This is a genomic window from Paenibacillus sp. P5_B5 (assembly GCF_056400365.1).
In genome coordinates, this window is sequence record NZ_JBFULK010000005.1 from 157,845 (window position 1) to 179,415 (window position 21,571).

The following is a 21,571-nucleotide window of genomic DNA, read 5'->3' on the forward strand; positions in this document are numbered from 1 at the left end:
ATGGGAGATATGCTGCGGCGTATCTTCACTTTTTGTTCATTTAATTTATTTGAATTTTATAAATTTTTATTTACATTCGGATGTTGGTACCCGTATAATACGTAGAATATTAGTTCGATATTAGATAAAAAGGGGTGTTTCACATGTCTTCAACGGGTGGAAGTTATAGTGTAATTGCTCGGTTGGAAATTGATTCAAGCACGATGTTCTTGAATGTTGCTCAATCCATACATGATGCTGGAGGTGATGTGATCGCGATTGATATGGTGAGCAATCGCAAATCATCAACTGTCCGGGACATCACGATAGGTGTTGCACATCAGAATCAAGAGAAACAATTAATTGACAGTATTTCGAAGGTTTCAGGCGTACAAGTTATTAACGTGTCAGATCGTACTTTCTTGATGCATCTCGGAGGTAAGTTAGAAGTTAAATCTAGAGTATCCGTAAAGAACAGAGATGACTTATCCCATGTATATACACCAGGTGTAGCACGTGTATGTACAGCAATTGAACAAGAACCAGCTAAAGCTTACTCTTTAACCATTAAGCGTAATATGGTTGCGGTGGTAACTGATGGTACAGCTGTACTAGGACTCGGGGACATTGGACCTCTTGCATCCATGCCTGTAATGGAAGGGAAGGCTATTCTTTTTAAAGAAATGGCTAATGTAGATTCGTTTCCGATATGCTTAGACACGAAGGATACAGAAGAAATTATCAAAATTGTGAAAGCGATTGCACCAGTATTTGGGGGGATTAACTTAGAGGATATCTCATCTCCACGGTGCTTCGAAATTGAGAGACGTCTGAAGGAAGAACTTGATATTCCAGTTTTTCATGATGATCAGCATGGCACAGCTGTTGTAATGCTAGCAGGATTGATCAATGCTTTGAAGGTTGTTGGCAAACAGATGTCTGACATTACGGTTGTATTTAGTGGAGCAGGTGCTGCTGGGATTGCTTGTACGAAGATACTTCTTGCTGCAGGAGTTAGGAATGTAATCGGTGTTACTCGTTCTGTAGGTGTATTGCACCAAGCAGGAATTTATTCTAATCCGATGCACCAATGGTATGCAAACAATACGAATCCGAATCAAGTTACAGGAACACTAAGTGATGCAATTGTAGGAGCAGATGTATTCATTGGATTGTCAGGTCCAGGTGTTCTTAAAGTAGAAGATATTCAGAAGATGGCAGCAGATCCGATTGTATTTGCAATGGCGAATCCTGATCCAGAAATCAACCCAGAAGATGCAGAGCCATATGTGCGTGTAATTGCTACTGGACGTTCTGATTATCCAAATCAGCTTAACAATGTGCTTTGTTTCCCTGGTATTTTTAGAGGGGCGCTAGATTGTCAAGCAACTACTATTAATGAAGAAATGAAACTAGCTGCTGCTTATGCGATTGCTTCAATTGTGACGGATGAAGAGCTTAATGAACAATATATTATCCCGAGCGTATTTAACGCCGATGTAGTCCCTAATGTTCGCAGGAAGGTTATCCAAGCTGCAATTGAAACTGGTGTTGCTAAGAAAATACCACGTGAATTTCGTTAATTTCGATTAACATCTTTCCAAATAGTTGGGGAACCCGCCGATTTATCCTACGAATTTCTGGCGGGTTCTTTATTGTTTTATTTAACAATTCAGAGATGTTCGTTTATATGTAGCCGTGAACATCAGCAATATTTGTTGAATAACTACAAATAGAGCGCATCCGTATACATTGTCGTTATTGTGTTAGCGATATCATCAAGAGAGTCCACATGTCTATTATGAACAATCTCCCATTGATACATTTCATTGGAGTAGAACCACTGGCGGGCAACTAAATCCGCTTTTAAATCTTTACGAGCTAATCCATTATTTTGGGAGAATATAATATCAGTGGTAATATTCTGTACTAACTTATGTCGTATTTCTTCCCACTTCATAGTAACTGCTGATGAGAGCCCTATAGACTCACCAAAAACTTTCATCATGTCACGTTCGGATTCAGCTATTTTAAATAGAGTAAGTACTTGTCCTAAAATAACTTTACGTGCTTCCTCTTTGGAAGTAGGAGAAAAAGGAATATTTGCAATATTAAAAAATTGTTGCATGACATCTTCCATTAGGACAATGAGAAAATCATCTTTACCTGAAAAATGTGTATAAGCGGTTCCGTAACCCGTATTAGCGAGCTTAATAATTTGGTTAATCGTTGTATTCTGGAAACCTTCTTTTAAAAATACATGACGTGCAGCTTTAAGTAGTTTTTGCCTCGTTTGTTTCGATCTTAAATGTCTTCCGTCAACAGTTTTCAATGCTTTTCCCATTTGAATTCTATCCTTCCGGCGAAAGATGGTAATCAAATTCCATATTTACATACTATCCACATGATAACCATAAAAGAAATAAAATAGCAACCAAATCAATCATGTGAATTTATTACGTTAAACGTTAGCCAAGCCGATGGTTCATGTGAACCATCGGCTTGGATTATTGCATAATCTAGTTACATTATTTAGTTACTTTATTTATAGGCCATCGTAGCTTTAATCGCTTTACACCAGCCTGTATATAACATGTCACATTCCTCAATTGTCATCTTGGGATCAAATAAGTAATCGATTTGCTGCTGAGAATTAATCTCGTCTTTACTACTCCAGTATCCAGTGGCAAGTCCAGCCAAATAGGCAGCTCCAAGTGCAGTTGTTTCGTGAACGAAAGGTCTCTCAACAGGAACACCTAGGATATCGCTCTGGAATTGCATCAGAAAATGATTTGCGGTTGCACCGCCATCTACACGAAGCTTACGAAGCTTAATGCCACTGTCTGCTTCCATCGCAGTAAGGACATCTTTGGTTTGATAGGCGAGTGCTTCAAGGGTGGCTCGTATAAAATGCTCTTTCTTTGTTCCACGAGTCAGACCAAATACCGCACCTTTAACTTCACTGTCCCAATAGGGAGTGCCTAATCCGACAAATGCAGGAACGACGTAGACACCTTCTGTAGAAGCAACTCGGTTCGCATAGGTTTCACTATCACTGGATTCTTTGATCATACGAAGTCCGTCACGAAGCCACTGGATGGCTGAACCTGCGACGAATATACTGCCTTCAAGTGCATATTCTACTTTGCCGTCTAGTCCCCAAGCAATCGTTGTTAATAAGCCATGATCGGATGTAACAGCGTTGGTCCCTGTATTCATAAGCATAAAGCAGCCTGTGCCATATGTATTTTTGGCCATGCCTTCGGTGAAGCAGGCTTGCCCAAAAAGAGCAGCTTGTTGATCGCCTGCTATACCTGCAATTGGGATTTCTTGACCAAAAAACTGCGATGGGGCTGTAGTTGCATAAATTTCTGACGAAGAACAAACCTTTGGCAACATAGATTTAGGTATGGTCAATAAGTCCAAGAGCTCATCATCCCACTGTAAATCATGGATATTATACATTAACGTTCTTGAAGCGTTTGAATAATCAGTTACATGTGTACGGCCACCTGTTAACTTCCAGATGAGCCAAGTATCAACAGTTCCAAATAAGAGATCGCCGTTGTCTGCTTTGGCTCTAGCATCAGGTACATGATCCAATATCCATTTGACTTTGGTACCTGAGAAGTAAGCATCGATTAATAAACCAGTTTTGTTTCTGAATAAAGCTTCATGTCCATCATGTCGTAACTCATCGCATATCGCTTGTGTCTGCCTTGACTGCCATACAATTGCATTGTAAATCGGTATTCCGGTATGTCTGTCCCATACGATCGTAGTTTCACGTTGATTCGTAATACCGATTGCTGCAATCTGATTCGCTTCCACATTGGATTCGATCAGACAACTCGTAATAACAGCGGAAACAGATGCCCATATTTCCTGCGGGTCATGCTCTACCCATCCAGGTTTAGGGAAGTGTTGAATGAATTCTTGCTGAGATTTATGTATAATTTGACTTTCATGATTAAACAAAATAGCTCTTGAGCTTGTTGTACCTTGATCAATAGCTAATATATAGGAACTCATATCTCACTTCCTTAACTAGATTTCGAATAATTATCTCATAACTGTAACCTTCTCATAGTGGTTCCAAAGTTCTTTATTGGATGTGGTTACTACGAGGGCGCCAGAATTAAGTGCTGTTTCGACGTCTTGCACAGTTTGAACAAATCCGCCGGCCCAGATCGGAATATGAATGTGCTTATCAATCTCTTCCTTGATGTTATTAAGCATAGCAGCAGGCAATACTTCGATGTAATCTGGTTTCGTTTTGGCTAATAATGCCGCACTAGTTGTTAAAGCATTATTATCGATAAGAAATACACGTTGTATCGCCATGATGCCTCTTGCCTTTGCTTCAATAATAACATTAGATTTAGTTGATAATAATCCAAATGGGCGGAATTCTTGACACAGAAATTGTGTGCCATAAATATCACTTTGAAGGCCGCGTATGAGATCGACATGCAGGAGTAGCTGTTTTTTATGTTGTCTAGCTAACTGAAATACATCTCGAAGCTGAGAAACATGGACGTCGAGCATAACCATGTATTCATAGGAGCTATTAAGCAGTTTTTCGAAATCCTTCAATTGTTTAACTGCAGGAAGTATAGGTTGTTTCATGAAAAACAAGGTATCCACCTTCACCTTCTATTGTCTGGATAAACAATTAACTGTTAATCGCTACAATTATGAATATATCATAGCAAACTTTGAAATGCCTATAAGTAGGCTTGTTTTGTTTCTTGTTCGTAGTTTGCTAGGGTTCTTTCATCCCATCCTAATTGCTCAGCCATATAGGCAATAACAGGATTAATCCAGGCGACTGCACTAGGACGATCAAAATTCATTGCAGAAGACCGGCGATTAAGGAAATCGAGTGGTCTTGTTACCATTTCGTGATCGATTCCGTATTGCAAAGCTGCTAACACTTCAACATCCGTTTTATACTGGGTGGCTGTAGATTGCAAAGCAGGGATATATTCAAACACTACAGGTACGTTGCTTCCATAACGCTGAACAAGTTCTGTCGCCTTTTGTTTGCTTAATCCAAGCTCAATGCCTTTGGCAACCCAAGCATCTCTATACGAATTATAATTAACTGTAAATTCTCCACCGGATAGCTTAATGCGATCTGTTGTACAAGCTGGATAATGATTTCCAGTTTCGTTATGGAACCCCTGCGTTACGAGATTAACGACTCGTTCAGCCATTTTGCGATAACCTGTTAATTTACCGCCAGCAATTGTGATTAGTCCTGATTTGGAAATGAAAATTTCGTCTTTACGAGATAGTTCTGAAGGTGATTTGCCATCTTCATGAATGAGTGGACGAAGTCCTACCCAACTAGACTCGATATCCGAAGTCTTTAAGTTCAGAGTGGGGAACATCTCATTCGCGCATTTGATTAAATACTGACTATCTTCCTTAGTCATCTCCGGATTCTCTAAGTTACCTGTATAGTTGGTATCTGTCGTTCCAATATAGGCTTTACCATCACGAGGAATAGCAAAAACCATTCGGCGATCAGAGGTATCGAAATAAACAGCTTGTCGAAGTGGGAACTTTTTCTGGTCAATGACAATATGGACGCCTTTGGTTAAGTGAAGACTCTTACCTTGCTTAGATTTATCAAGCTCGCGTAATGTATCGACCCATGGACCAGCAGCATTAATTATTTTACTAGCGCGTATAGTGAATTTATTCCCGGTATTTAAATCTTTAGCAAGGATACTTGTTAGTTTACCTTCGGTATATTGAAGTTCTTCAGCTTTCACATAATTTATTGCCTTTACACCACGTGCAACTGCTGCTTTCATGGTTTCAATGGTTAGGCGGGCATCATCGGTGCGATACTCAACATAATAACCTCCGCCGAGTAAACGATCTTTATTTAATAAGGGCTCTTTAGCAAGTGTTTCTGCTTTATTCAGCATCACACGTCTTTCTTCCTTCTTAACTCCAGCTAACCAATCATAGATGTAAATTCCAATGGATGAAGAGAGTTTACCGTAAGTACCCCCTCGAACGATCGGCATGAGCATCCACTCAGGAGTGACTAAATGTTCCGCATTCTTATACAGAATAGCGCGTTCTCTACCAACCTCTCGAACTAATGCGACGTCCCCTTGCTTGAGATACCGAAGACCACCGTGAATGAGCTTAGTTGAACGGCTGCTCGTTCCTGCTGCATAATCCTGCATTTCAATCAATGCGACCCGGAGACCGCGAACAGCGCCATCAAGTGCAATACCTGCCCCTGTAATGCCTCCTCCTATCACTAACATATCGAATGTTTCGTTTTCTAGTTCATTCATAATTGTATTTCGTTTGTGGCTTGAGAAATTTTGGTTTTGGCTCATTGTACATTCCTTTCTGAGAAAAAATAAAAAGACCGCATAAGCCCATTCGATTGCAATATTGCAATCAACGGCTTAGCGGTCTTCTCATATTCTCCGACCTGTTATTTACTTATAATAGTTATCATATGCGAATTAGTTTATATTTACAAGGGTAAGAGGTGTCTAAAAACAAAAAACTTTTGATTTTTCTGACAGGCTCTTATATCCTTTAAGAAGTGGGATTTAATGGACAGAAACCTTAATTGTCCAAATAAATCAAAATTCATCCAAAGTAGTTATTACTTTAGGAAATGCCTGTAGGAGGATTTGAATGAGTTCATTTGATAAAAAAACGCCTAGTTATAGACCCAATCTTGTATATTCTAAAAGACAGAGTCGGGGATTGTTTAAGAAAATCATACTCGGAATCGTTGGTGTATTAGCTGTCCTGTATGTCGTCAATTTCATTCTGTATTTCACACTAATACCGAAACAGCCGGATGTATTTGCTGGTTTAAAGAAGCCACTCTTGATTTCGCATCAGGGAGGGGAGAATATAGCACCTTCCAATACCATTGCTGCCTTCGACAAAGCAAGGCAATATCAAACAGATGTAATGGAAACGGATATTCACATGACCAAGGATGGTCATCTTGTAGCAATCCATGATAATACAGTAGACCGCACGACGAACGGAACTGGACGAGTTGATTCTTATAATCTCGCAGATCTGCAGAAGCTAGATGCGGGCTATCATTTTAAAGATCTAGAAGGACAATATAGCTATAGAGGCAAGGGGACTTATATCCCAACACTCGATGAATTATTTGAGCGATATGGCAAGGATTATCATTTTAATGTTGAAATTAAAGCTCGTTACCCGCAAGAGGGTAAATCACAGATTGAAGAGAAGCTATGGGAGCTCATTAAGAAATATAACTTACAGAGCAAAGTTATTGTAAATTCATTTGATAATAGCATTGTACAAAGCTATGAGGAATACTCGAAAGGGGAAAGCCCGCTTGGAGCTGGTAAAGCAGAGGTTGTTAAATTTGTACTTGCGAATAAATCATTCTTAAAGGGGTTCTATCGTCCTGACTCGCAGGTTCTGCAAATTCCTACATCTGATAGTGGATTTAATCTGAAAACGCAAAGCATTATCGATGATGCTCATAGACTTAATATGCAGGTGCATTATTGGACAATCGATGATAAAGAAACGATGAAAGAGCTTATTGAACTTGGTGCTGACGGTGTTATGACGAATCGACCTGACTTATTATTAGAAGTAATGCAGGAGATGGGATTGAAATAAGCAATTGCTCGGTGGCGACTAACCACGTGAGATTAATCTAATACGTTAAGCCTTCTAATCCAAAGAATATCTTTGGTTTGGAAGGCTTATTTTAGTATGAGAGAATTTACATCGCATGGCTATTAAATTCTTAGTGATTTCTTTAAGAAACGTGTCCTTCCTTTATGGACGGATGCGTTATATCTTGTATTCTGAGTGCGTAAAGTAAAATGTGACAGACAATTTAACAATTTAATTGACTAAATTAACAGAATTATAATAAAATTAAAATAATTATGATTCGATAATTAGTTATCATTATTTGATAATTACCGGAGGTGTTGAGGTGGATGTAATTAAAGCCTATCGTGGGACTACATTACGTTGTAAAGGTTGGAGACAAGAAGCATTGCTTCGGATGTTAGAGAATGTGCTAGAGAATGGAGAAAACCAACAGGAGCTTATTGTGTATGCCGCATTAGGCAAAGCTGCACGCAATTGGGGTTCTTACCATGCCATTGTAAATACACTTAAGAATCTAGAAGATGATGAAACGCTTGTCATTCAATCGGGTAAGCCGATCGGGATCATGAAAACACATCTATTTGCACCTATTGTCATTATGGCAAATTGTAATTTGGTAGGTAAGTGGGCAACAAGTGAGAATTTCTATGAATTGCAAGAGAAGGGACTTATTATTTGGGGCGGTTTAACAGCTGCAGCTTGGCAATATATTGGTTCACAGGGTGTTATTCAAGGGACATATGAGATTTTTGCAACCATTGCTAGAAGACATTTTGGCGGAAGCCTGGCAGGTAGATTCATTCTTACAGCTGGATTAGGAGGCATGGGTGGAGCGCAGCCACTAGCAGGCGTAATGGCGGGTGCTGCGATTCTTGTCGTAGAAGTCAACGAGATACGTGTTGATAAACGAATTGAAGTTGGGTATTTGCAGAAGAAAACACATAATTTAGATGAGGCACTCAGCTGGATTAATGCGGCTGTTGCTGCTGGTGAGAAGCTAAGTGTCGGGCTCATTGGCAATGCCGCAGATGTATATCCTGAGCTTGTTAGACGAGGAATAACACCAGACATTGTGAGCGATCAGACTTCAGCACATGATTTGCTCTATGGCTACATTCCAGCTGGCTACAGTCTTGAAGAGGTAAAGGCAGTCCGAGAATCAAATCCGGCTCAGCTAGAGAATGATGCGCGTGCATCGATTGCTCGTGAGGTTGAAGCGATGCTAGAACTCAAGCGTAGAGGTTCAATCGTGTTTGATAACGGAAATAACATTCGTACTCAGGCCTATCAACATGGTGTGAAGGATGCATTTGATATCGATATATTCACAGAAGCTTTCTTAAGACCGCTATTCGCACGTGCAATCGGTCCGTTTAGATGGGTTGCTTTAACTGGTGAGCCGAATGATATTCTTACGATTGATAAATACATATTAGAGCATTTTGCAGATAACGAGATTGTGACGAATTGGATTCATCTAGCGAATGATTATGTACCATTTGAAGGGCTTCCTGCTCGGATCGGTTGGTTTGGTCATGGGGAAAGAACGCGACTCGCGCTTGCTGTTAACCAAATGGTGCGTGATGGCGTGCTTAGTGGACCGATTGCCTTCTCGCGTGATCACTTGGATGCTGGAGCCATGGCACATCCGAACATCATGACGGAGCGGATGAAGGATGGAAGTGATGCCATATCCGATTGGCCACTTCTGAATGCAATGCTGAACTGCTCATCGATGGCTGATCTTGTAGCCATACACTCAGGTGGTGGAGGTTACTCTGGTTATATGACGAGTGCAGGAGTGACGCTTGTTGCAGATGGAACGCTAGAAGCAGACTTAAGGCTCAAGCATTCTCTCGATAATGATACGGCGATCGGCGTGCTAAGGTATGCAGATGCAGGTTATGAGGAAGCACTTGATGAGGTAGAGCTTAAAGGGATTAGGCGAGTTTTAACTTGATTAACATGATGGTGTGTTTTGATGTAATGCTAGCATTTTGCAATAGGTAGAATAATGGAGGCGATTTTATTGCGAGTACTATCAATGGATGATGTAAGGGCTGCGGTAGCAGGAGGTTCAGTATATGCTTCTGGTGGCGGCGGCTGGGTCGAACATGGACTTGAGATTGGGGGAGCTGCTGTAACGATTGGACGACCAAGATTGGTCTCCGTCGATGAATTGCCTGATGATGCAATTATTATTACGTGTACAGCGATAGGCGCACCAGCAGGTAAGACGGATTGGCAAATGCTTGGAAGTGACTATATCAAAGCTGTTAAGCTGCTTATGGATCATTATGATGGCAAGGTTGTCGGTGTGATGACACCACAGAATGGTATGTCGAGCACAATCAATGGATGGCTGCCAGCAGCTGCGCTCGATCTTGTCGTAGTTGATGCAACGGGTGATATTCGCGCTCATCCAACTGGCAAAATGGGGCAGATGGGAATGGCGAGCAGAACGGACTTTGACACGATCCAAGTTGTTGTTGGGGGTAAAAGAGAAACAGGTTCACATATTGAACTTGTAGTCACGGGTACACCTGCGAAGACATCCAATATTCTTCGGACCGCATCTGATATGTCTGGTGGCTTTATTGCCGCAGCTAGATTGCCACTTCCCGCTTCCTACATTAAACAGAACGCAGCCATTGGGGGTATAACACGCGCGATCGAGCTTGGTGAGGCGATAATAGCAGCGGAGCCAAGTGGAGCTGAAGCTGTGATTCGCACGATTTGTGAGCAAACGAATGGTGAAATTCTCGGAAGAGGTAAGGTTGTATCTACGAGTGTAACGTACAAGGGTGGTTTTGATATTGGGCAAATCAACATCGAAGTCCCGAACAACAAGCTTGTATTGCATGTAATGAATGAATTTATGGCTGTTGATGATGCTGATGGCAATCGGTTAACGACTTTCCCAGATGTGATCACAGCGATTTCAGTTGAAACCGGTAAGCCATTAAGTGCTGGTGCACTTGAGCCTGGGCTCGAAATTGCCGTGTTCCGAATCCATAAGAATTATATTCCGCTAAGCTCTAGTGTGAAGGATCCTTCGGTCTACCCAGAGGTGGAGCAAGCGCTTGGTATTAACATCTCTAGCTATGCACTAGGATAGCGATTAGGTGAATGGTAAACGGAGGAGAAGGACATGAGAACTAAGCAACAATATGATCTTGTAATTAAGGGAAATGCAGTGCTTTCGGATCGAATCATTCATGACGCTATAATTGCGGTCAAGGATGGCAAAATACAGGCCATTATGGAATCGGCTGTTGATTCTGAAAAGCTTCATGCGAAGCAGATGGTTGATGCTTCTAATCGATATATTTTACCTGGAGCCATTGATGCGCATGTACATTGTTATAGCTCTTTGGAAGAAGGCTTTACGAATGCAGGCAAGGCTGCAGCTGCAGGCGGTGTTACAACGATGATTGAGATGCCTTATGATGCTACAAGCATTGTATGTACAGAACAACTATTACTAGACAAAATAGACAGGTTAAATCACGAATCTGTTGTAGATACAGCATTACTGGTAACGATCTCTAAGGATGGTAGCCTAGATCAAATACCGAAGCTTGCAGAGGCAGGTCCATGTGGATTTAAAGTATCGATGTTTAATACGGATTCGATTCGCTTTCCACGTATTGATGACGGGCGTCTGCTCGATGCATTTACGGCTATTTCCAAAACCGGATGTCCAGTTGGTGTTCATGCGGAAAATGATGAAATCGTTAGGAGCTACATCGGTAAAATGGAGGCGCTTGGTGAATCAGATCCACGTTCCCACTGCTGGAGTAGACCCAAGGTTGCTGAGGGTGCAGCTGCTGTTATGGCGATGGAGCTAGCGTATCATACGGGTGTGAAGCTACATTTGTACCACACGACATACGAGCATCTATTTGAAATGGTGCGTTTCTACCGATCAAGAGGAGCTCTCATTACGGCCGAGACCTGTACGCATTACTTGACACTTCATGAAGACGATATGCTTACGCTTGGTGCAAAAGTCAAAATTAATCCACCACTTCGTAATAAAGAGGATGTTGAGGCTCTATGGAGACTTGCTGCAAGTGGAGGGATTGATTTGGTTACTTCGGATCATGCTCCATGGACAATGGATCGCAAACTGAATTCCGATATTTTCAAAAACGCATCAGGTGCTCCTGGTGTAGAGAATTTATTGCCAATTCTTTATAGTGAAGGCGTTGCAAAGGGAAGAATCACCCTGCTTGACCTTGTTCGGTTGCTTTGTGAGAATCCAGCTCGTACCTTTGGTCTGGATTATTGTAAAGGTAAAATACAAGTGGGTATGGATGCAGACTTGGTCATTTTAGACCCAAATGAACAATATATTTTGGATGAAGCAACGCTGCATTCCAGTGCGAAGTGGAGTCCCTATCATAATCGAAGCATGCATGGTAAAGTGCTATCTACCTATGTGCGTGGTCATCAGGTTTACGACGGACAGGTGATTGGTAAGCCTGGTGATGGTCGTTATGTTAAAGCAAGACATAACTAGAGGGGAGCTAATCTTTGTATGAAGGATACCTATACGCTTGGAATGAATCAGATCCGCATTCAGCAGAACATAGAAGCATTAGCTGCCTTTGTTGATGAGACTAAGCCAGGATGGACTAGACGGCCTTTTACCTCCTGGTATGCACAGGGGCGCGAGTGGCTTAAGAATGAAATGCTTGCTTGCGGTATGGAAGTAAGCATTGATGCAGCCTCGAATTTAATAGGTAGCATTCCAGGTACGGATATAAGTTTGAAGCCTATTGTAATTGGTTCACATACGGATACAGTAACTGGGGGAGGCCGATTTGATGGCACAATTGGCGTTATTGCTGGACTTGAGATAGCAAGGCGCCTGCAAGAAACAGGCACAGCACTTCGGCATACACTTGAAATTGTCGATTTTACAGCTGAGGAACCAAGTGAATTTGGTATTTCGACGATCGGTAGTAGAGGAATGGTTGGTCATTTATTGCCTGAAATGCTAGAGCGATCTGATTTATCTGGGCTTACGCTGCGAGAAGGTATAGTGATGGCTGGAGGAGATCCGGAGAGGATCGATGAGCTAAAGCGTACGGATAAAGATATTTCACTATATTTGGAGCTTCACATTGAGCAGGGGCCCGTATTAGAGCAAACAAGTCATAAACTTGGTATTGTAACGGGTATCGTAGGCATTCATCGTTATCGTGTTATTGTTAAAGGTAAACCGAATCACGCTGGAACCACGCCAATGAATATGCGTTTTGATGCGCTAACAGGTGCATCAAGGCTAGTGATCGCCCTTGAAGAGTTATGTAATCAAGTATACAAGGAACAGGTTGTAGGTACGGTCGGCAAGCTTATGGTTGAACCTAATGGAGCGAATGTCATTCCTGGAACTGTGACGTTCGAACTGGAGGTTCGTTCACTTAGTAGAGATATCATCGAAACGATAGTTGGACAGTTTACAGGGATTGCTGAAGAACTTGCGACATCTCGATCACTGAGTGTTCGTTTGGATTGTCTGTCTCAATCAGATGCTATAAGAGTTCCTGATTCGATAAGTGAAGTTATTGGTGAAGCTTGTAAGACTGTGGGCCCTACAATAAATCTGCCAAGTGGAGCAGGGCATGATGCCAATCAAATGGCCAAGATTGCTCCAGTAGGCATGATTTTCGTTCCAAGCCAAGAGGGTAGAAGCCATTGCCCAGAGGAATGGACTGACTATAGTGATGTAACACTTGGTGTAGAAGCACTTTCAAGAGCCTTGCTTTTATTCGATCAGAGAATGAATTAGACACAAAAGGCTGACTCAGGTTTACATAGAGCAACCTTTTGTATAAGAAAAAGAAAGTTAGATAACATCACATTCATATTGACTGAATTTACTTAATTATTATAAAATTAAATAAATTGTAAGTGATAACCAATTATCAATATATGATAATTATTAGGCATAGTTGGGGGGATGAGATGGACCTATTAATGAAAACGTATCAATACTTTCTAGATAATTACGATAGATTTATGGATGAACTACAGGTGCATTTAACCTTAAGCTTATCCGCTCTTCTGATTAGTCTCGTTCTATGTATCCCGATTGGCATATGGTGTGCCAAGAACCCTAAAGTTGCAGCGACAGTTATGAACACCATTAATTCTATTCGCGTTATTCCGAGTTTAGCGATATTAATTATTATGCTTCCGTTACTCGGAACAGGCTTCTGGCCTGCACTTGTAGCGCTTGTTATACTTGCTTGTCCGCCAATTCTGATCAATACGTTCTTAGGTTTTCGAGGGATTGATGCTGCCATTATGGAGTCTGCGTCTGGAATGGGGATGAATCAGAGGACGGTATTAACTAGAATCGAGATTCCGTTAGCGATGCCGCTTATGATAGCAGGTGCCAAAACAGCTGGAGTTGAAGTCATTGCTAGTGCGGCCTTAGCCGCTTTTATTGGAGGAGGTGGGCTAGGGACATTCATTGTGAATGGTCTTGGGATGAATAAATTCCAAGTACTGCTTGTTGGAGCCATACCAATTGCACTACTTACGATTTTTTCAGAGGTTATTTTTGCAGGAATTGAGCGCCTTACAACTAGATATCAGAGAGATTAGTGCTTTAATTTGTATCCACAAAACTTGTAGGGGGTTTAGGAATGAGAAAAACTTCGTTTATGTTAGTAGGAATCATACTGATCTTATCTCTAGTGTTAAGCGGTTGTAGCGGTGGTGGATCATCTAATCTAACGGTTAAAATTGGATCCAAGAATTTTACAGAAAATTTAATCTTGGGTGAAATGTATGCAATTGCACTAGAGAACGCAGGAATTAAAGTGGAAAGAAAGCTTAATCTTGCTGGGACACTTGTTGCTCATGAAGCACTAAAGAAGGGTGAAATCGATTTATATCCTGAATACACTGGAACAGGCTTAATTAATATTATGGAAGAGAAGCCAATCTCCGATGCGAAGCAAGTTTACGATAAAGTAGCTAAGTTCTATAAAGAAAAGTTTAATCTTGTTTGGCTAAATCCAACGGATGCTAATAATACACAAGCTTTAGCTGTTTCGAAGAAAGCTTCGGACCAATATGGAATAAAAACAATTTCTGATTTACAGAAGAATGCTGCAAACATTCGTTTTGCGGCTGTACCTGAATTCGAGGAACGTGAAGATGGCCTGCTAGGATTAAAACGTGTATACGGCGAGTTTCCATTTAAAAGCACGAAGCTGTTTGATTACGGAGTAAAATACCGTGTGGTTCTTGGTGATGAAGCCGATTTAACGGTTGCTTTTGCTACAGATGGTGATTTAACGAATCCGGAATTAGTTGTATTGCAGGATGACAAAAAGCTATGGCCTCCTTATTACTTAGCACCCGTTATTCGTCAAGAAATTCTAGATAAAGACGCGAATGTCAGAAAAGTGTTGGATGATATTTCAAGCAAGATTAATGACAAAAGTATGCAGGAACTGAATGCAGAGGTCGATATTAAGAAGCGTGAGTATGCAGAGGTTGCTAAGGAATTCTTGGAGAAGCAAGGCTTATTGAAAAAATAATCGATTGTTAATTCAGCTGTTCTCGTTCTGAAATCTGAGGACAGCTGAGATTCTTCTATAAGCTGGGGGTGAACGATGTGCCAAATGATGCAATTGTATTCGATAAAGTGATTAAGCAGTTCCCAAAGGCTCTGAAACCATCCGTAAATGAAACAACTCTACACATTGAAGAAGGAAGCTTTGTCACCATTCTAGGTGCATCCGGCTGTGGTAAAACAACTTTGCTCAAAATGGTGAATCGAATCTATGACACAACTTCTGGCCGAATTCTGGTGCATGGACAGGACATCACTAAGCTACCGATTAACGAATTACGTCAAGGCATCGGTTATGTCATCCAGCAAATTGGACTGTTTCCCCATATGACAATCGAAGATAATATAGCAACAGTGCCCAAAATACTTGGCTGGGATAAGAATAAAATCGCTGAACGTGTTGATTATTTACTAGAGCTAGTCCACTTGAAGCCTGCGGATTTTCGAAAGCGCTATCCTCGGCAGTTATCTGGTGGTCAGCAACAACGGATCGGTCTCGCACGTGCGATGGCAGGTAATCCATCGATCATGCTGATGGATGAGCCATTTGGAGCTATTGATGCGATTACACGCAGCAGCTTACAGGATGAAATGCTGGTAATCCAGCGCAAGCTGCATAAAACGATTTTGTTTGTTACGCATGATATTGAGGAAGCGCTTAAACTTGGGGATAAAATTGTGATTATGAATGAAGGCGTCATTCAACAATATGATACGCCATTAAATATTGTCACTAAACCAGCTAATGATTTTGTTAGTCAGCTTGTTCATTCTGAAGATGTTTTACAGCATTTAAGCCTGATGAGAGCTGAGAATGTGATGTCTCCTCTAGATACTATGGTTAGCGATACGGAGATAAGCGTACACCAAGATGAGAACTTGAAAACAGTGCTGACCCATATCTTAAATGGCACATCTGATTCGGTTATCGTTAGGGATGAACATCAAGCACCAGTGGGATATATCGCATTAGAACAGTTAAAAACGTATATTGCTAAGAGTAAATCTGTTTCTGCTTCGTGATGATAAAGGCAGGTGATCCAGCATGTTTGATTTTTTATTAAAATACTATGATCGTATGTTCACGTTACTCTGGCAGCATCTTATATTAACTGTAGCTACACTTGCTATTGCCTTAGCTATTGCCATACCTGTCGGTCTCCTGTTGTCACGCTATAAGTGGGCTTCTGTACCCGTGCTCTCCGTGCTTGGTATTCTCTATTCGATCCCAAGTCTTGCGATGTTTGCTTTTCTCATCCCGCTTATTGGGCTTGGTGCAAAGACAGCGATTTTTGCACTTGTGGCGTATAGTCAATTAATTCTAGTCCGTAATGTGATGGTTGGATTCCAATCTGTCGATCCTGCAATTGTTGAAGCGGGTAAAGGTATGGGGCTGAGTAGCCTAGAATTGTTTTGGAAAATCCAGATGCCACTTGCACTTCCTATCATTCTTGGAGGACTTAGAATTGCAACGATATCAACGATCGGAATTGCAACGATTGCGGCCTGGATAAATGCAGGTGGACTTGGCGTTATTTTATTTGAAGGATTATATCAGAATCATATGCCTAAGATGATGTGGGGTACAATCTTTGTATCCTTGCTGGCAATTACTGCAAATCAAACTTTATTAATGCTAGAGAGAAGAACACTTCTCAAAGCGAAGGGAGAGTTATAATCTCCTAAAGGTTGTTGTAGCTAAGATAAATTACGAGGTGAAATGGTGAACGGTACCCAGACATTAGAAAGAGCACTTGATATCTTATTCGCCTTAACTGAGGCAGACACGACACTTACGGTCAGCGAAATTGCAACTAAGGTTGCCATTCCTGAGAGTACTGCTTATCGGTTATTACAGACATTAGAACGTAAGGGAATCGTAGAGCGTAAATCAATCGGTCAGATTGGGCTTGGTTTACGGATTCTCGATATAGCCCGTAGTTTGCATCAACAAACGGATGGAGAACTATTCAACGTGGCTCGTCCTATTATGGAGAAGCTTACCGAACAGACGAATGAATCGTCACTGCTTTGTGTGAAGGCAGGTATGCAGGTTGTTTGTGTTCAGCATGTGGAAACACGTCATATGATTCGATTATCGATAGAGAATGGTAAAACAATGCCGCTATTCCGAGGTGCATCAGGTAAGGCAATCCTAGCTTTTGAAACCAATCGCGTAATCGAACAGGTACTCCTGCAAACAAGTAGTGACGACAAAGTAAGAAAAAGCATATATACAGAATTAGAGCAAACAAGAGAACTTGGCTATAGTTTCACTATTGGTGAGGTGGATCCTTATATTTTTGGGGTAGCAGCACCGATCTTTGATGCTAGCAGAAGAGTGATTGCTTCGCTTACAGTTGGTGGACCAACAGTGCGAATGCCAAGCGGAGATAATAATCAGACTATTCAAGCTGTTATTAAAGCAGCAGATGAAATTACGACTCGAATGGTTCAGTTATCCAAATTATCTTTCTAAAATAATCACTTATCACTTATTATTTCTCATTTTGGAGGGAATCCAGCCTTGTCTATTCAGATGAAAACAATCATTCTTGACGGAGAGACACTAACGTATAAGCAATTAACTGAGTTTATTGAAAATCCATCTATCCAAGTCCAAATCTCATCGAAGGCTAAGGATAGAGTTCACCTATATCGTTCGACTGTTGAAAAATGGCTGGTGGAAGAAAAAAAGGTGATTTATGGCATCACAACGGGCTTGGGTAAATTAAAGGATTTTGTTGTAGAAGAACAGGATCAAAGTAATTTTCAACAAAAGATTCTACGTTCTCATGCGGTAGGACTCGGTCCCTATTTCCCTGAAACGATCGTTCGACTTGCAATGCTGATCCGAGTGAATGTGTTTTGCAGAGGCAATTCTGGTGTCAGAGTTGAGTTTATAGAGCGTATTTTGGAGCTGTTAAATAATGGTGTATGTCCGTTAGTTCCTCAAATTGGCTCATTAGGTGTAGGCGATCTGCAACCGATGGCGCATATTGGACTTTGTTTAATTGGTGCCGATGAAGGGCGTGTTCGCTATCAAGGTGAGGAGGGAAGTGCAGCTCAATTATTAAGTAAAGCGCATATCATTCCCGAATTTCATCTAGCAGCTAAGGAAGCTTTGGCTCTGATTGATGGTAGTACCATGGTATTAGCAGCATCTGTATATGCCTTATATAAGGCAGAAAATCTATGTACGCTAGCAGATGTGGCAGTTGCACTTAATTTAGAAGCAACAAGAGGCGAGTTAGCTGCTTTTGATGTTAGGACACATGAATTGAACAATATTGATAAACAAAAGGAAACGGCAACGTTTATTCGGAATCAGCTAGAAGGAAGCGAATGGATCACACCAATTGGCAGACAACGTCTAGGCGAAATGAAGCCAAGAGTACAAGATGCTGTAAGTCTAAGATCAACCCCACAAGTCCACGGTGCGATTAAGGATGTGCTTCAGTATGTCGAATCTATTCTTGCGCGTGAGATGAACGCATCTAAAGATAATCCTCTAATATTCTATGATGGTTCTCAGTTTGAAAGCTTGAGTGGTGGGAATTATCATGGTGCTCACTTAGCCTATGCAATGGATTTCCTTGGTATCGTGATGACAGATCTAGCGGTAATTTCAGAACGGAGATCTGCTAGATTACTAGATCCAATTATGAGCTATGGTCTCCCTGCAAATCTAATTTCCAAGTCAGCAGGTTTAAATAATGGTTTCTCTCTCACACACGCGAATACGACAGCGATTATAGGAGAAATGAGAATACTGGCTACTCCAGCAAGTATCGGTTCTATTCCAGCCAAAAGTAATCAAGAAGATCACAACAGCATGGCAATGGGGGCTGTCCGTAAAGCTTTAAGCTTGATCGACTATATGGAGCAGGTGATAGCAATAGAGTTATTATGTGCTTCACAAGCAATAGACGTAATTTCTGTTCAAATGAACGGTTTACATTTAGGCAAAGGAACCGCACGAACATACCAAATTATTCGTGAATCGATTGAGCCAATGTGGGAGGATCGTTATATATTGGCAGATATTCAAGCCATGATCGAACTCGTAAAAGCCGGTCGCTTAACAGATGGACTCACCTAAGATTAGAAGTGAGGAGGGAACCAGACATGACACACGGGCTGGATATGAGATCAGCACTAGACTTGCTTAAGAAGCTGGGTCTTATATCAGCTCCGCGATCGTAATCGCCAAAGATCCCGTTACAGGTAAACGGAAAAATCATCCGCCAATTACTGACGGATGATTTTTGAATATTACATCATCTCATTAAACACTAAGTCCAGTCTTACCTTTACTTCCAGAGCTGTAGTTATCAAGCTCTTCATCTTGGCCAACAAGGTTGAAGGCTTCACGGTCGAATTCTTTCTCTGATACACCAACTACTAGAGCGGATACTGTTGTACCTGTAGCGTTGACAGCAGTACGCGCCATATCGAGAATCGCATCAATACCAAGTACAAGTGCCATTCCTTCAATCGGAAGACCTGCTGCGCCGAGTACGACAGTTGTAGATATCGAAGCTGGGCCAGGTACGCCTGCGGTTCCAACCGATGAGATTGCCGCCGCTCCAATAATGATTAAGTAATCAACAAAACCAAGCTGTATTCCGTAGACATTGGCAACGAAGACTGCAACGATTGCAGGATACAATCCACCACAACCGTTCATATTAATAGTTGCGCCAAGCGGTGCAACAAATGAAGCTACTCGCTCAGATACCTTTACACGTTTCGTGATCGTTTCTAGGTTAACAGGTAAAGTTGCATAGGAGCTACGCGTTGTGAATGCAACTGCAATAACAGGATAAATTTTACGTAAGAAGCGTAATGGGTTTACCTTGGCTACGAAGGTTACTAGACTACCGTAAGTAATAATCATGTGTAGGAGTGAAGCCCCATACACGGCAATGGTTACGCCAACTAATCCTTTTAAGGAATCTAGCCCGTATTTAGATGCCATTACGGTCATTAATCCGAATACGCCATAAGGTGTTAATTTAATGATAAACTTGGTCACTTGGAACATAATTTGAACGAACGAGTTAATGAAATCTTTCACTGGTTTTACCGATTCTGGCTTTTTTGCTCCTGCTACAATGATTGCAACCGCAATGAAGATTGCAAAGATAATAACGGGAATCACTTTGCCGTTTGCCATTTCATTAATCGGATTGGATGGAATGTTATCCGTGATAATTTTAGAGAATACAGGCACTTCGCGTTTCTCGAAACCAGCTACGGTGCTTTGAGGGAAATCACCACCTACATTAAGTAGTAGGGCGATGATGAGTCCGATGGTAGCAGCAACTGCTGTCGTTCCAATGAAAAGTGCAATTGTTTTGGTACCAATCGTGCGTAGCTGTTTTGGATCTGTCAGTGTCGTGATGGAAGAAATGATGGAAGTGAATACGAGCGGAATTACGATCATTTTAATTAAATTGATATAAGCAGTTCCAAATAGGCCGATATCTGTTGCATTTTTGCCAAAAATTGATCCAACTGCTACACCGAGAATCATGGCAAGCAGGACACGCCAGCCAAAGCTTACTTTCGTTCTACTTAAATAGTACAAACCAACTAGAATAATAATAGCTACACCCCAAGTTAAATAAACCATGTTAAGCCCTCCTTAGATTTTTAGTACAAATGGCTTTATTCCGTTAAAACCAATTAGTTTTGTTGGAATTAAATTTATTACGAGTAGGGTTGAATGTCAAGATATTTTTTTATGATTCAGTAAACTCAATTTATTTTATGAAGCTCTATAAACGAATAGAAGCCATCATCCCGCATTGTGCTTGGCACAGTTTGGATTGACAGCTTCTTGAAATATTCGTGCTTGTTCATTTATTTAGTGACTTCTAAATATTCTTTGTATTTACTGTAGTCGATGCCCTCTTGGTTTAGAAACTTAACTAGAAAGTTATGGTCTCGTTTAGGAGTAGCAAGTATGTATCCTCGAATGCAGTGATCAGTTGTAACTGATTTGGCATGATCTTCAAGAGCAACCTGGCCAATCTTGGCTGCGATTGAATGACGTGCAATATCGCGGAATGCATTAGGTACAGGTGAAACCAGTTTATCTAGCATGGCTTTGGAAGCATCTGTCCATAAGTGCCGTGAAGCCTCGACATAATGATTCTGCCAATCAAGCTTAGATTTACCATCTGCTTTAGGTAGCACCTTCAAAAACTTGCGGAACATAAAAAATCCACCAATCGACATGAAAAAAAGTAAAACAAAACCCCAAAAGAAAGTAATCCATCCGAAACCGTCACTAATATCTGGTACCATATTTATTTTCAC

18 protein-coding genes are annotated in these 21,571 nt (G+C 41.1%); 12 read left to right on the forward strand and 6 right to left on the reverse strand.

The features are described from left to right. The first annotated feature begins 143 nt into the window (after positions 1-143). Complete coding sequence (locus AC1DOK_RS08535) at positions 144-1,562, forward strand: NAD-dependent malic enzyme (RefSeq protein WP_477553832.1); 1,419 nt, start codon at positions 144-146, stop codon at positions 1,560-1,562. Between the two features lie 143 nt (positions 1,563-1,705). On the opposite strand, the gene AC1DOK_RS08540 is transcribed toward AC1DOK_RS08535, so the two are convergent. The 4 genes from AC1DOK_RS08540 to AC1DOK_RS08555 all read right to left on the reverse strand — a co-directional run bounded on the left by AC1DOK_RS08540 (position 1,706) and on the right by AC1DOK_RS08555 (position 6,347). Continuing rightward, positions 1,706-2,323, reverse strand: coding sequence for a TetR/AcrR family transcriptional regulator (locus AC1DOK_RS08540; protein ID WP_477553833.1), 618 nt, complete (start codon positions 2,321-2,323; stop codon positions 1,706-1,708). A 197-nt stretch (positions 2,324-2,520) separates the two neighbouring features. Further along, positions 2,521-4,011 carry a glycerol kinase GlpK gene (glpK, locus tag AC1DOK_RS08545; RefSeq protein WP_477553834.1) on the reverse strand — a complete coding sequence of 497 codons (1,491 nt, stop codon included), beginning with the start codon at positions 4,009-4,011 and terminating at the stop codon, positions 2,521-2,523. Between the two features lie 30 nt (positions 4,012-4,041). Continuing rightward, positions 4,042-4,608, reverse strand: a complete 567-nt coding sequence (locus AC1DOK_RS08550; protein ID WP_477553835.1) for a glycerol-3-phosphate responsive antiterminator — start codon at positions 4,606-4,608, stop codon at positions 4,042-4,044. A gap of 98 nt (positions 4,609-4,706) precedes the next feature. Beyond that, entirely contained in the window at positions 4,707-6,347 is a 1,641-nt protein-coding gene (locus AC1DOK_RS08555) for a glycerol-3-phosphate dehydrogenase/oxidase (protein ID WP_477553836.1), read from the reverse strand. A 310-nt stretch (positions 6,348-6,657) separates the two neighbouring features. Between AC1DOK_RS08555 and AC1DOK_RS08560 the strand changes: the two genes are divergently transcribed. The 11 genes from AC1DOK_RS08560 (at position 6,658) to AC1DOK_RS08610 (ending at position 19,346) form a co-directional block, all read left to right on the forward strand. Next, entirely contained in the window at positions 6,658-7,641 is a 984-nt protein-coding gene (locus AC1DOK_RS08560; protein WP_477553837.1) for a glycerophosphodiester phosphodiesterase family protein, read from the forward strand. Between the two features lie 325 nt (positions 7,642-7,966). Further along, positions 7,967-9,604 carry a urocanate hydratase gene (locus tag AC1DOK_RS08565; protein ID WP_477553838.1) on the forward strand — a complete coding sequence of 546 codons (1,638 nt, stop codon included), beginning with the start codon at positions 7,967-7,969 and terminating at the stop codon, positions 9,602-9,604. Positions 9,605-9,688: 84 nt separating this feature from the next. Next, positions 9,689-10,762, forward strand: coding sequence for a DUF917 domain-containing protein (locus tag AC1DOK_RS08570; protein ID WP_477553839.1), 1,074 nt, complete (start codon positions 9,689-9,691; stop codon positions 10,760-10,762). A gap of 33 nt (positions 10,763-10,795) precedes the next feature. Continuing rightward, positions 10,796-12,169: a dihydroorotase gene (locus AC1DOK_RS08575; protein ID WP_477553840.1), complete on the forward strand. Its 1,374-nt coding sequence runs from the start codon at positions 10,796-10,798 to the stop codon at positions 12,167-12,169. Positions 12,170-12,187: 18 nt separating this feature from the next. Continuing rightward, entirely contained in the window at positions 12,188-13,444 is a 1,257-nt protein-coding gene (locus tag AC1DOK_RS08580; protein WP_477553841.1) for an allantoate amidohydrolase, read from the forward strand. Between the two features lie 176 nt (positions 13,445-13,620). Continuing rightward, positions 13,621-14,265, forward strand: a complete 645-nt coding sequence (locus AC1DOK_RS08585) for an ABC transporter permease (protein ID WP_477553842.1) — start codon at positions 13,621-13,623, stop codon at positions 14,263-14,265. Between the two features lie 41 nt (positions 14,266-14,306). Further along, on the forward strand, positions 14,307-15,209 hold the full coding sequence (locus AC1DOK_RS08590) for a glycine betaine ABC transporter substrate-binding protein (protein WP_477553843.1): 903 nt from the start codon (positions 14,307-14,309) through the stop codon (positions 15,207-15,209). A 77-nt stretch (positions 15,210-15,286) separates the two neighbouring features. Then, positions 15,287-16,267 (forward strand): ABC transporter ATP-binding protein, encoded by a 981-nt coding sequence (locus AC1DOK_RS08595; protein ID WP_477553844.1) that lies wholly within the window; start codon positions 15,287-15,289, stop codon positions 16,265-16,267. A 22-nt stretch (positions 16,268-16,289) separates the two neighbouring features. Beyond that, positions 16,290-16,922, forward strand: a complete 633-nt coding sequence (locus tag AC1DOK_RS08600; RefSeq protein ID WP_477553845.1) for an ABC transporter permease — start codon at positions 16,290-16,292, stop codon at positions 16,920-16,922. A gap of 45 nt (positions 16,923-16,967) precedes the next feature. Continuing rightward, the gene (locus AC1DOK_RS08605) at positions 16,968-17,723 is read left to right on the forward strand and encodes an IclR family transcriptional regulator (RefSeq protein ID WP_477553846.1); all 756 of its coding nucleotides are present in this window, start codon (positions 16,968-16,970) and stop codon (positions 17,721-17,723) included. A gap of 60 nt (positions 17,724-17,783) precedes the next feature. Further along, entirely contained in the window at positions 17,784-19,346 is a 1,563-nt protein-coding gene (locus AC1DOK_RS08610) for an HAL/PAL/TAL family ammonia-lyase (protein WP_477553847.1), read from the forward strand. Between the two features lie 186 nt (positions 19,347-19,532). On the opposite strand, the gene AC1DOK_RS08615 is transcribed toward AC1DOK_RS08610, so the two are convergent. Beyond that, complete coding sequence (locus tag AC1DOK_RS08615; RefSeq protein ID WP_477553848.1) at positions 19,533-20,882, reverse strand: dicarboxylate/amino acid:cation symporter; 1,350 nt, start codon at positions 20,880-20,882, stop codon at positions 19,533-19,535. Between the two features lie 230 nt (positions 20,883-21,112). Beyond that, a complete protein-coding gene (locus tag AC1DOK_RS08620) occupies positions 21,113-21,559 on the reverse strand; it encodes a DUF2621 domain-containing protein (protein ID WP_477554116.1) in 447 nt (148 codons plus the stop codon). Positions 21,560-21,571 lie beyond the last annotated feature (12 nt).

Coding starts and splice junctions, on each gene's coding strand:
- AC1DOK_RS08535 (WP_477553832.1), top strand. CDS start 144: ATGTCTTCAACGGGTGGAAGTTATAGTGTAATTGCTCGGTTGGAAATT.
- AC1DOK_RS08540 (WP_477553833.1), bottom strand. CDS start 2,323: ATGGGAAAAGCATTGAAAACTGTTGACGGAAGACATTTAAGATCGAAA.
- glpK (WP_477553834.1), bottom strand. CDS start 4,011: ATGAGTTCCTATATATTAGCTATTGATCAAGGTACAACAAGCTCAAGA.
- AC1DOK_RS08550 (WP_477553835.1), bottom strand. CDS start 4,608: ATGAAACAACCTATACTTCCTGCAGTTAAACAATTGAAGGATTTCGAA.
- AC1DOK_RS08555 (WP_477553836.1), bottom strand. CDS start 6,347: ATGAGCCAAAACCAAAATTTCTCAAGCCACAAACGAAATACAATTATG.
- AC1DOK_RS08560 (WP_477553837.1), top strand. CDS start 6,658: ATGAGTTCATTTGATAAAAAAACGCCTAGTTATAGACCCAATCTTGTA.
- AC1DOK_RS08570 (WP_477553839.1), top strand. CDS start 9,689: ATGGATGATGTAAGGGCTGCGGTAGCAGGAGGTTCAGTATATGCTTCT.
- AC1DOK_RS08575 (WP_477553840.1), top strand. CDS start 10,796: ATGAGAACTAAGCAACAATATGATCTTGTAATTAAGGGAAATGCAGTG.
- AC1DOK_RS08580 (WP_477553841.1), top strand. CDS start 12,188: ATGAAGGATACCTATACGCTTGGAATGAATCAGATCCGCATTCAGCAG.
- AC1DOK_RS08585 (WP_477553842.1), top strand. CDS start 13,621: ATGGACCTATTAATGAAAACGTATCAATACTTTCTAGATAATTACGAT.
- AC1DOK_RS08590 (WP_477553843.1), top strand. CDS start 14,307: ATGAGAAAAACTTCGTTTATGTTAGTAGGAATCATACTGATCTTATCT.
- AC1DOK_RS08600 (WP_477553845.1), top strand. CDS start 16,290: ATGTTTGATTTTTTATTAAAATACTATGATCGTATGTTCACGTTACTC.
- AC1DOK_RS08610 (WP_477553847.1), top strand. CDS start 17,784: ATGAAAACAATCATTCTTGACGGAGAGACACTAACGTATAAGCAATTA.
- AC1DOK_RS08615 (WP_477553848.1), bottom strand. CDS start 20,882: ATGGTTTATTTAACTTGGGGTGTAGCTATTATTATTCTAGTTGGTTTG.
- AC1DOK_RS08620 (WP_477554116.1), bottom strand. CDS start 21,559: ATGGTACCAGATATTAGTGACGGTTTCGGATGGATTACTTTCTTTTGG.